This window comes from Baaleninema simplex PCC 7105, from assembly GCF_000332355.1.
Classification (GTDB): Bacteria; Cyanobacteriota; Cyanobacteriia; order Cyanobacteriales; family Geitlerinemataceae; genus Baaleninema; species Baaleninema simplex.
In genome coordinates, this window is the sequence record NZ_KB235958.1 from 149463 (window position 1) to 160144 (window position 10682).

Here is a 10682-nt window from a genome sequence, read left to right on the forward strand (position 1 = left end):
GCCACCGTTGAGAACTCTACCCCAAAACCATCGTGATTTGGACTACTACCAACCACTGGGCAATTTTGAGCGGCATTGAAGGCAACCTCGCCGCCTACGAAGCCGTTTTGAAAGACATTCGCCGCCAGCGTATCCCCGTAGACGCACTGTATATTCTGGGCGATGTGGTGGGATTGCATCCCGACTGCGAGGCATTAGTCGAACGGTTGCGATCGCCCAAAGCCGGAGAACCCGTCCCGCAAATTTGTACCGGATGGTGGGAAGAGCAATACTTCAACCTGCACGGCGTTGGCGGCGATCCTGAAGCCCAAGCCTTGCGGGAGGCTTACGGCGACGACGTTCTCGAAAAACTCTGGAACAATCTTTCACGAGAGAGCGTTGAATGGCTGCGATCGCTCGACTTTGGCTTCTTAGAACTCGACTGTCTCCTGATTCATGGTAGCACCGTCAGTCCGAGCGACGAACTCACCCCTAATACGCCGCCCACCGTCTTGCTCGATCGCCTACTCTGCGCCCAAGCCAACCAGCTCTTTTGCGGGCGTTCCGGCTTAGCGTTCGAGTGTCATCTCGCATCCGGGGCGATCGGCTCCCAAGTCACCACCTTAGATGACCACACTACCCCCGTTTCCCAAACCCTAACCCCTCGTAAAGTCATTGGCGTTGGCAGTCTGTCGCGCCATCGCGATCGTGCCACCTATACCCTGTATTCACCGCACACCAACCGCCTACAATTCCGTACCGTTACCCCAACCCGAACCCCAGTCGCGCGAGGCTTCGGCTAGGCGAGATCGTCACCGCCGCCACAAACACCTCACTCCCTCAAAGTCAAGACTTCTCCACATCTCTCAAGACAAAAGGGGCGATCGCTCGTTAGCGTAAAGATATACAATCCCCACACCCTAGCGGTCGTCACCCATCACACCGTAGGATTTTAAGAATCGTTACTAAAACGCGACCGCACCCCATTTCTCGAATCCCTCGGGGAAGGGACTGTCGTTTGAAGAGCAAGGAGAATATCGCCAAAATGTTAGAAGCGTATCGCAAACACGCCGCCGAACGGGAAGCCCTGGGCATCCCCCCCCTTCCCCTCACCGCCGAGCAAACCTCCGAACTGTGCGAACTCCTCAAAAACCCGCCAGACGAGGAAAAAGAATTCCTGCTGATGCTTCTGCGCGATCGCGTTCCCCCCGGCGTAGACGAAGCCGCCTACGTCAAAGCCGGATTTCTCACCGGAATCGCCAAAGACGAAATCCAATGTCCCCTCATCTCCCACCAGGGCGCAGTCTCCCTTCTCGGGACGATGGTGGGTGGCTATAACGTCCAATCCCTCGTCGAACTGCTCAAATCCCGCGACGAAAACCTCGCCGCCGCCGCCGCAACCGCCCTCAGCACCACGCTGTTGGTGTTCGACGCCTTCAACGACGTCTTGGCCCTCTCCGACAGCAACCCCTACGCCAAACAAGTCATCGACGCCTGGGCTAACGCCGCCTGGTTCCTCGACAAACCCAAAGTTCCCAAAGCCATCACCGTTACCGTCTTCAAAGTTCCCGGCGAAACCAACACCGACGACCTTTCCCCGGCACCCCACGCCACCACCCGCCCCGACATTCCCCTCCACGCCCTATCCATGCTGGAGTCGAGAATGCCCGAAGGCTTAGACACCATTGTCGAACTCAAGAAAAAAGGTCATCCCGTAGCCTACGTCGGCGACGTCGTCGGAACCGGGTCTTCTCGGAAATCCGCCATGAACTCCCTGTTGTGGCACATCGGCCACGATATCCCCTACGTCCCCAACAAGCGTTCCGGCGGCTTCATCCTCGGCGGTAGCATCGCCCCCATCTTCTTCAACACCGGCGAAGACTCCGGTGCGTTCCCCATCGAATGCGATGTCACGAAGATGGAAACCGGCGATGTCATCACCATCCATCCCTACAAAGGCGAAATCACCAAAGACGGCGAAGTTATCGCCACCTTCACCCTGAAACCCAACACCATCCTCGACGAAGTTCGCGCAGGCGGACGCATTCCCCTGCTTATCGGACGCAGCCTCACCGACAAAACCCGCGAAGCCCTGGGACTCGAAACCAGCACCCTCTTCGCCCGTCCCGAACTGCCCGAAGACACCGGAAAAGGCTTCACCCTAGCCCAGAAAATGGTGGGGAAAGCCTGCGGACTTCCCGGCGTGCGCCCCGGAACCTCTTGCGAACCGGTCATGACCACCGTAGGGTCTCAAGACACCACCGGCCCCATGACCCGCGACGAACTCAAAGAACTGGCCTGTTTGGGTTTCTCCGCCGACTTGACCTTACAAACCTTCTGCCACACCGCCGCCTATCCCAAACCGGTGGATGTCAAAACCCACAAACAACTTCCCGACTTCTTCTCCACCCGTGGCGGCGTGGCCTTGCGTCCCGGCGACGGCATCATCCACTCCTGGCTGAACCGGATGCTGTTACCCGATACTGTAGGGACCGGCGGCGACTCTCACACCCGCTTCCCGTTGGGTATTTCCTTCCCCGCTGGGTCTGGTTTGGTTGCGTTTGCCGCAGCGTTAGGCGTGATGCCCTTGGATATGCCGGAATCGGTGTTAGTCCGCTTCACCGGCGAGTTGCAACCCGGCGTTACCTTGCGGGATATTGTCAATGCGATTCCTTGGGTTGCCATTCAAGAGGGCAAACTCACCGTCGGGACAGAGAACAAGAAAAACCTCTTCGCCGGGCGGATTATGGAAATGGAAGGACTGCCGGATTTGAAAGTCGAGCAAGCCTTTGAATTAACTGACGCTACCGCAGAGCGGTCTTGTTCCGGTTGCACGATTAAATTAGGAACAGAAACGGTGTCCGAGTATCTGCGCTCTAACATCGTCTTGTTGCAAAACATGGTGGCACGGGGCTATCAAGACGCTCGTACCTTGATGCGTCGCGTGGCCAAAATGGAAGAATGGTTGGCGAATCCCGAGTTGATGTCGGCCGACGAGGATGCGGAATACACCGACGTCATTGAGGTCAATCTCAACGAGATTAAAGAGCCAATTGTCGCCGCTCCCAACGACCCCGACAACGTGAAATTGATGTCCGAATGTGCCGGAGACAAAATCGATGAAGTCTTCATCGGTTCCTGCATGACGAACATCGGTCACTATCGCGCGGCGGCGAAGGTTCTCGAAGGTGCCGGCCCTGTGAAAGGTCGTCTGTGGATTTGTCCGCCAACGCGCATGGACGAGAAGCAATTGCGCGAGGAAGGGGTTTACGGCGTGTTTGCGGCCGCGGGTGCGCGGACGGAAATGCCGGGATGTTCGCTGTGCATGGGCAACCAGGCGCGGGTAGAAGACAACGCCACGGTGTTCTCGACTTCGACGCGCAACTTCAACAACCGCATGGGTAAAGGTGCGCAAGTGTACCTGGGTTCTGCGGAGTTGGCGGCGGTTTGTGCGTTGCTGGGTCGCATTCCCACGGTTGAGGAGTATCTGGAGATTGTGAAGGAGAAAATCGACCCGTTTGCGGGTGAGTTGTACCGCTATCTCAACTTCAATGAAATTGAAGGGTTTGAGGATGAGGGTCGCGTGATTCCCATCGAGGAAATGCCGAAAATTGAGGATATTTTGGGCATTCCAGCTAATGTGTAACTAAGTTGTAGAATGGTGGGGTGGGCGATCGGGCTTGCCCTGCTTTGGTGTAAAATGGTGGGGTGGGCAATCGAGCCTGTCCTGCCCAGCTACAAGAACCCAAGCAATTCGTCTGACGTGACAAACACCCCCTTTAAGTCATTTTCACCCGCAAGTCTCACAGAACAAAACTCAAACTGCATCGTAATTCATTGAATAGGAACACATAAATGAAAAATACTACTAATACTTTAAAAAGTGAGTTATCAACGCAAAAAGAGGAAGAAATTAAATCTAATATTGAAAGAATTATCTCAAGCTATCGTCACGTTTGGGACGTTTTTTGCGAACTTCTTCAAAACAGCGCAGATGCTATTTTTGAAAAGTTTCCATTCTCCGATTTGAATCAAGGAAATATTCTCCTTGAAATATTCACAAATGAAAGAAAAATAATTATCAAAGATAATGGTATAGGGATTGAAGAAAAAGATATATCAAAAATTCTAGCTACTGGGAAATCTCTCAAAAGAGAACAGAAAAAAGGTAGATTTGGTTTTATGGGTTATGGATTTACATTCATAGCTTTTCAAAGCTCTTATCTAAAAATTGAAAGTATCAGAAAGGGCAAGAAGGCTTCTCGAACATATGAAAACCTATATAAGTTTGTATTTGAAAATGGGGAAATACCTAACTCTCTTGAAGAAGATCGAAATATTGTTAGCCAGGATTCCCAGGATGAAAGTGGTACAACAGTAACAATTATTTTCCCAAAAGAATTCCCCAATGAAACGGTCGAAAATTCTCTCACTTCTGCATTTAGAATTGCAACTAATCATGATGCCATAAAAGCAGTCGTTCGGACTCAGACAGTGATTGGATATTTAGATCCAGTTTTCAATAGTTCAGAATTCCTGAATTTTGAATTGCTAGTCGATGAAGAAAACCTTAATTGCGCGACCGGTTATCTGACTATACGTGAAATCGTCAAAGAACACTTAAAAAACAACGAAGATAGATTTTATAACATTTTCGATTACGAAAATAAAATAATTAAAATCACAAATGATTTCTCAAGAACTATACAAAATCAAATTAGAAAGGTTGTCTTGCTTGAAGAGAAAATTGATGGAATTCAGATTGGAAGTCGTAATCCACTAAATGTTCGTTTTTTGATTTATGCTACGAGTAAGTTGCATATAAATCAGTTTAATGAGAGATTTCTTGATAAAGAAGCTGATTCATATGACTTTGAAATTAAGCACGGTGTATGGCTGGCAATTGCTGGAATGCCACTGTCCGTTTGTCTAGATCACTTTGAACATAGTAACTATCTTCCGTTTACAGTGATTGCTGATATTAAAGATGAAGCAATCCGAAATGACTTGGATGCTGGAAGAAAAGGAATCAGTGAATATAGAATGAAGCAAATTGCTGATAAAGCCAAGGAAATTCTAAGTTCACACAATTTCATAAGATACCGAAAATATGTTGTCGGAGGTTCTTCAGATAGCCGAATTAGCGATCCTTTCTACGAACCTAAAAAGGACTTAGAAGAAAAGCTAAAAGAAAAGAGAAGATATGATTCTAATTTAAAGCATAAATTCTTTCCACCTATCGAAGAGCAAGAAGTGATTAGTCTATTTATTGAACTTGTAACAATAAACTATTTAAAGGGTTACACTCCCAAAATATTATCAGGATATCAGGTTTATGACGGACTTTTTGGCTACGATCTTGATGATTCTCTAGAATCTCGGTATTCCAAGGATAATCAACTAGGTATAAGAGCAGACACTTTCCAAAAACATGGCGGAAATTTCTCGGCGGAAATATTGATTGAGTTTAAAAAAGATTTAAACTCAATTTATACAGATATTGATAAGAATAAAAAGAATCTGGAACATATCAACCTATTAGTCTGTTGGGATACAGATTTCCAGAATCGAGATAAAATTTATCATCAAATTCGAGGTGATACTTTGATGGAAAAAGATTCACTTTCTAATGTTTTCTATGGAGTGACTCATCAACTGATTGGAGCCAATCGGCAACAGCCGTTACCCATTATAGAATTAAAGAAAGTTTTAGAGTTAACGATAGGTTACTCGATCAATTAATTAATCAAAAATTAAAGCTATATGCTCGTTAAAAATTTTAGAAAATGCCCCCGAAGATTCGAGATTTAAAGAAGTCCTTGGCTAAAGCAGGTTTTGTTAAAATCTCCACTAAAGGGAGTCATACTAAGTGGAAGCATCCTAGCTTATCTGTGGTTCTCATCCTTTCTGGGAAAGATGGGAAAGATGCAAAGCATTACCAAGAAAAACAGGTCGTTGAAGCCTTAAAAATTTTAAAGAAAAACCAAAAAAAGGAATAATTGTAATGAAATACACGATCACAATTCAATGGTCAGAACCCGATGACTGCTTCGTCGTTTTTCTCCCCGACTTTGAAGATGTCATGCAACCCGTCACCCACGGCGACAGCTACGAAGACGCACTCAAAAATGCTCGAGAAGTCTTGGAAATGCTGGTTGAATCCAGTCGTTCGGAAGGGAAGCCGTTACGGGTGCATCTCACTTTTGCAAATACACAAGTTCGGCAATTTGTCAATATCTTCCTCAAGGACTGCTAGAAGGGGATTTACTCCTTTAAGTATTTATACTTATCGCAGAATTGAGATGCACCCAGCCGTTACCTCCAGTTAAACCCACGTTTCAACCCGCTTAGTTGGGGATGCGATCGCACCCCCGAAACCTAAAATTAACCTTAAACCCCGGATCGGCGATCGCATCTAATCTTTCCACGACAAACCTGACTTTTCAGATATCTCTGTTTCCAGAATCTCCTCCGCACAACTGCTCGTCTCTGGCGAACCCTCATACAAACCAATTAACGGATCGGTGTCTGTCTGGGGTACAGAAGGACGATAGGTTTGTAAGTACTGTTCGATCGCCTCTTCGAGTAATGACTCTAAGGTTTTCTGCTGCTCTAAGGAAACCTGCATAAGCTGGTTCAGCGTTTCCGGTCGGGGCTTCCAGTTCAATACAATTTCGAGTATGACGTTTGCCAATATCCATATAATTAGGATAGCGCGAGGATAGCGCGAACAACCCCCCCACTCCACAATGACTCGATCGCCCTCAGACCTACAGCAGCTTTACGAGGAAGACTATATCCTGTGGCTTGATGCGACGGTGCAAAAACTGCGATCGCACGACTACAACGAAGTCGATTGGGACAATTTAATCGAGGAAATCGAAGACATGGGACGGCGGGAACGCCAAAGCCTCGAAAGTAATTTGGTGGTGGTGTTGCTACATCTCCTGAAATGGCAATTTCAACCGGAACGGCGAACGGGAAGTTGGGAGAGCAGTATTATCGAACACCGTCGGCGAATTCGTCGGGCGTTCAAGTCGTCTCCAAGTTTAAAGAATTATCTCATCAGCATTGTAGACGAGTGTTATGAAAGTGCGCGAAAGCAAGCTCGAGCGGAAACGCAGTTATCGTTAGTAGTGTTTCCCGTCAACTGTCCCTATGACGTGGAAGAGATTTTGAATGATGAGTTTTTACCGGATTAAGTGGAAAATCTTCTTAGATGCTTGGTATGACGACTTCGGCGGTGAAAGTTGACGAGCGAGTGAAAAATGTCTCGTTTGATGAGGATTTGATAACCGTCTTTTTGATGGACGGTCGCGTTATTTCCGTTCCACTCGTTTGGTATCCCCGGCTGTTGAACGCAACACCCGAACAGCGCAAAGAATGGGAAATTTGCGGCGGTGGTTATGGCTTGCACTGGGAGGCGATCGACGAAGACCTGAGTACCGCAGGAATGCTGCGGGGCGCTCCCGCTCCAAACGTCCCCACAGCATAGCGATCGCCCCACAACCAAAAATCCGTCCGATCGCCCCCAAACCACCCCCAACGCAACATCGAACCGCGATCGATCGCACAGCCCAAAAAGACAATCCACCAACGCTAGACTGAAACTAGCCACCTCCGATCGCAGACCCCATGACAGACTCCACACCACCTCTCTACGAAGAGATCGTCAACTTTATCGCTCTCGGTACCACCCCCGATCGCGTTGCCAACTTCCAACCCTCCGACACCGCAAAACAACGAGTCGCCCAACTGATCGAACGCGAAAAAGACAACGAAATCGCCGCCGACGAACGCACCGAGCTGGACTTGTACCTCCAACTCGAACACATCATGCGCCTCGCCAAAATCCGCGCTCGCCAACACCTCGCCGCAAGCCGTGGCTAAACGCGCTCCCGTCCCCGACGGAGTTCGAGAGCAAGTTGCTGAACGCGCCCGCGATCGCTGTGAATATTGCCGCATTGCCGAAGCCGACACCTTCTGGGGCTGTCAGATCGACCACGTCATCAGCCTCAAACACGGCGGCACGAACGACATCGATAATCTCGCTTATGCCTGCGCACCCTGCAATCGTGCGAAAGGTAGCGATATGAAGGCGACGCGATCGTAGCTCAGACCGCCATTGGAAGAGTCACCGCAAAAATCTTGGGTTTCAATACGAGAGATCGACGCCTAGAGCGCCAACTTTTACAACAAGAGGGACGCTATCCCGTGCGTTAAGCTGACATGGCAACAGTGCGTTTTAGCCGTTTTCAAGTGTCGCGAAAATCGAAAGTCGATCGCAGACAAAACCAACTCTACACCTCGGATATGAAAGTGCGGATCGAAACGCAAAATCGGTTTTACTACCCCGATCTACTCGTCACTGGCGACTCGCGCGATCGCGATACCCGCTACTACAAACAACACCCCAAACTCATCGTCGAAATTCTCTCGGAAAGTACCAAAGCCTTCGACAGAGGCGACAAATTTCAACACTATCGCCAACTCGAAAGCCTCGAAGAATATGTTCTCGTCAGTCAAACCCATCCCGCTGTCGATGTCTTTCGTCGCACGGGCGATCGCACTTGGGAATTCCAACCCTATATTTTAAATGAAACCGTCCGCTTTGTCAGTCTGGAACTCGAATGTGCGATCGCCGCAATTTACGAAGATGTAACCTTCGCACCCCCAGCAACAGAAGACTCGACAGAAGATGTAGATTGACACTCCCCAGCCTTCGAGTGTCAATTCATGGTTATTTCATATTTATATCGAACTCTAAGAGAGGACGTTCTTCCGAACTGATAGTTCGAGAACTCGTCAAATCGGTTCTCTGAGTCTAAAAAATAGATAATTTTTGGCTCTTCGGAGTTTAGGGTGACAGAAAAACTAACTTCACGAGATTTCAAGGGTTTTGGCTCTCGAATCTTCAATTTTTTGTATCATGCTATACATTTATAACCACAAACTCCGAAGACCCTAATTTTTGTAAAAATGGCTTGAAAATTACGACTTTCATTGCTAAAAGTTATCGCGATTTTTCCTTCCATACACTTAGTTTGGGGGTGCATCTCAAAAATGTAAATTTATCAGATCGGAGTCTCTACAGTGAATTGAGCTGTTATTGGGTGAAGCGATCGCTCCACCTATGGACGGCAACGTTGCCGAAGTCTAACCGACCCCAGACTCATATTTTTACAAAAGTGAGATGTATCCACGATCGATGGTTTAGAGAACCTAGCATAATTCGTTTCACTCGAAACCCGGTCGATCGATACAGGTTTTCAAGTTTTCTGCGATCGCTCGTTTGAGTTTGATGCGATCGCGTGCCATGTCAGCTAAAAAATTACTCCAAAAGTATGAAGTCCGATCGCAATTTAAATATTACATTGAACGTACAGGAACCATCAAAATGAATTCAAATCGAATAAAATCAATAACAAAAAATAATTCATAATTTATAGAAATCATGAATTTTTTTAATTTGAATTTGTCTTAAAATAAAATGTTTTGGAGAATGGTATGAATCATAATCAAACCTCTAAAAAACACGATCGCAAACAGCAGAACCACCAACATCAACACCATAACGGACATAACCACAACGGAAAGAGTGGCGGGCATAGCGGTCACGGACATCACAGCCCGGAGATGTTTAAAAACCGATTTTTCATCTCCTTAATTTTGACCCTACCCGTTCTCTACTTTTCACCACAATTACAAAGCTGGTTGGGTTACGAGGCAATTTCGTTTCCCGGTGCCGGTTGGATTAGCCCCATTCTCGGCATTGCGCTCTACTTTTACGGCGGTTGGCCTTTTTTGAAAGGAGCGTGGAACGAATTCCAGAGCCGGATCGGGATGATGACGCTGATTGCCCTAGCGATTAGCGTCGCATTTATCTACAGTTTGGCAGTATCCCTAGGACTCGAGGGCAAACCCTTTTACTGGGAACTGGCGACTCTCATCGACATCATGCTATTGGGTCACTGGGTCGAAATGGCCTCGGTGCAGGGAGCGAGTAAAGCCCTCGAAGAACTCTCTTCGCTCGTACCCAACGAAGCTCACCGGATACGAGATGGCGAGATTGAAGACGTACCCGTTCGCGAAATCGAAACAGACGATCTCATCCTCATTCGTCCTGGCGAACAGATTCCCAACGACGGCGAAGTAGTCGAAGGCAACACTAGCGTCAACGAATCGTTTTTAACCGGAGAGTCCAAACCCGTTACGAAAAAAGTCGGAGACGAAGTCGTGGCCGGATCGGTCAATACAGAAGGTTCGGTCAAGGTTCGAGTCACGCGAGTTGGAGACGATACCGCCATCAGCCAAATTATGCGGTTAGTCGAAGAAGCTCAATCATCTCGCAGTCGCTACCAGGCTCTAGCGGATAAAGTCGCCTATTGGCTGACGATAATTGCCATTTCCGTCGGAACGCTAACCTTTATCGTTTGGCTGTCCTTAGACGATCTGGTTTTTGCTATCAACCGAGCCGTAACCGTATTAGCGGTACTTAAACAAATTTCAAGCCCAAACCAAGCCAAAACGCGCTTTGTGAGCGGCAAACAGGTCTCGATTCTCGTTCAGCCATGCCACAAAACGAAAAGACATGGCTGTCCGAAAAGCCTCTAAAGCATCTACAAAAGTTTCCAAAGGTTGGTTCGCCCACTTCCTTCGTAAACCGCCCGTCAACTTATGCCAAAGGATAAAAGTGTAGGCGC

General features: G+C 48.0%; 11 protein-coding genes and 2 pseudogenes. 11 read left to right on the top strand and 2 right to left on the bottom strand.

Annotation, left to right across the window (positions count from 1 at the left end; genetic code table 11):
* Positions 1-32: 32 nt before the first annotated feature.
* The 5 genes from GEI7105_RS0102455 to GEI7105_RS28735 all read left to right on the top strand — a co-directional run bounded on the left by GEI7105_RS0102455 (position 33) and on the right by GEI7105_RS28735 (position 6235).
* Positions 33-782: a metallophosphoesterase family protein gene (locus GEI7105_RS0102455; RefSeq protein WP_017658898.1), complete on the top strand. Its 750-nt coding sequence runs from the start codon at positions 33-35 to the stop codon at positions 780-782.
* A 242-nt stretch (positions 783-1024) separates the two neighbouring features.
* Entirely contained in the window at positions 1025-3625 is a 2601-nt protein-coding gene (gene acnB / locus GEI7105_RS0102460) for a bifunctional aconitate hydratase 2/2-methylisocitrate dehydratase (protein WP_017658899.1), read from the top strand.
* A 209-nt stretch (positions 3626-3834) separates the two neighbouring features.
* Positions 3835-5721, top strand: a complete 1887-nt coding sequence (locus tag GEI7105_RS0102465; RefSeq protein ID WP_017658900.1) for an ATP-binding protein — start codon at positions 3835-3837, stop codon at positions 5719-5721.
* Between the two features lie 44 nt (positions 5722-5765).
* Entirely contained in the window at positions 5766-5978 is a 213-nt protein-coding gene (locus GEI7105_RS0102470) for a type II toxin-antitoxin system HicA family toxin (RefSeq protein ID WP_017658901.1), read from the top strand.
* A gap of 5 nt (positions 5979-5983) precedes the next feature.
* Complete coding sequence (locus tag GEI7105_RS28735; RefSeq protein WP_017658902.1) at positions 5984-6235, top strand: type II toxin-antitoxin system HicB family antitoxin; 252 nt, start codon at positions 5984-5986, stop codon at positions 6233-6235.
* Positions 6236-6394: 159 nt separating this feature from the next.
* On the opposite strand, the gene GEI7105_RS0102480 is transcribed toward GEI7105_RS28735, so the two are convergent.
* Positions 6395-6646 carry a hypothetical protein gene (locus tag GEI7105_RS0102480; protein WP_245555361.1) on the bottom strand — a complete coding sequence of 84 codons (252 nt, stop codon included), beginning with the start codon at positions 6644-6646 and terminating at the stop codon, positions 6395-6397.
* Between the two features lie 82 nt (positions 6647-6728).
* On the opposite strand from GEI7105_RS0102480, the gene GEI7105_RS0102485 reads away from it, so the two are divergent.
* The 6 genes and pseudogenes from GEI7105_RS0102485 to GEI7105_RS39630 form a co-directional block, all read left to right on the top strand.
* Positions 6729-7181, top strand: a complete 453-nt coding sequence (locus GEI7105_RS0102485) for a DUF29 domain-containing protein (RefSeq protein WP_017658904.1) — start codon at positions 6729-6731, stop codon at positions 7179-7181.
* 17 nt (positions 7182-7198) lie between these two features.
* Positions 7199-7474 carry a DUF2442 domain-containing protein gene (locus GEI7105_RS0102490; RefSeq protein ID WP_445958247.1) on the top strand — a complete coding sequence of 92 codons (276 nt, stop codon included), beginning with the start codon at positions 7199-7201 and terminating at the stop codon, positions 7472-7474.
* Between the two features lie 140 nt (positions 7475-7614).
* Positions 7615-7869, top strand: a complete 255-nt coding sequence (locus GEI7105_RS0102495) for a hypothetical protein (protein ID WP_017658906.1) — start codon at positions 7615-7617, stop codon at positions 7867-7869.
* Entirely contained in the window at positions 7862-8092 is a 231-nt protein-coding gene (locus GEI7105_RS28740) for an HNH endonuclease (protein ID WP_017658907.1), read from the top strand. The genes GEI7105_RS0102495 and GEI7105_RS28740 overlap by 8 nt, the downstream gene beginning before the upstream one ends.
* A 116-nt stretch (positions 8093-8208) precedes the next feature.
* A complete protein-coding gene (locus GEI7105_RS28745; RefSeq protein WP_017658908.1) occupies positions 8209-8688 on the top strand; it encodes a Uma2 family endonuclease in 480 nt (159 codons plus the stop codon).
* Positions 8689-9936: 1248 nt separating this feature from the next.
* Positions 9937-10461 (top strand): annotated as a pseudogene (locus GEI7105_RS39630) (HAD-IC family P-type ATPase); the annotation flags it as partial.
* 24 nt (positions 10462-10485) lie between these two features.
* Here GEI7105_RS39630 and GEI7105_RS39635 read toward each other — a convergent pair.
* Positions 10486-10682, bottom strand: a pseudogene (locus GEI7105_RS39635) (IS701 family transposase); the annotation flags it as partial.

What these genes read in the sequence shown, in the direction of transcription:
- acnB (WP_017658899.1), top strand. Translation starts at nt 1,025, where the DNA reads ATGTTAGAAGCGTATCGCAAACACGCCGCCGAACGGGAAGCCCTGGGC.
- GEI7105_RS0102465 (WP_017658900.1), top strand. Translation starts at nt 3,835, where the DNA reads ATGAAAAATACTACTAATACTTTAAAAAGTGAGTTATCAACGCAAAAA.
- GEI7105_RS0102470 (WP_017658901.1), top strand. Translation starts at nt 5,766, where the DNA reads ATGCCCCCGAAGATTCGAGATTTAAAGAAGTCCTTGGCTAAAGCAGGT.
- GEI7105_RS28735 (WP_017658902.1), top strand. Translation starts at nt 5,984, where the DNA reads ATGAAATACACGATCACAATTCAATGGTCAGAACCCGATGACTGCTTC.
- GEI7105_RS0102485 (WP_017658904.1), top strand. Translation starts at nt 6,729, where the DNA reads ATGACTCGATCGCCCTCAGACCTACAGCAGCTTTACGAGGAAGACTAT.
- GEI7105_RS0102490 (WP_445958247.1), top strand. Translation starts at nt 7,199, where the DNA reads ATGCTTGGTATGACGACTTCGGCGGTGAAAGTTGACGAGCGAGTGAAA.
- GEI7105_RS0102495 (WP_017658906.1), top strand. Translation starts at nt 7,615, where the DNA reads ATGACAGACTCCACACCACCTCTCTACGAAGAGATCGTCAACTTTATC.
- GEI7105_RS28745 (WP_017658908.1), top strand. Translation starts at nt 8,209, where the DNA reads ATGGCAACAGTGCGTTTTAGCCGTTTTCAAGTGTCGCGAAAATCGAAA.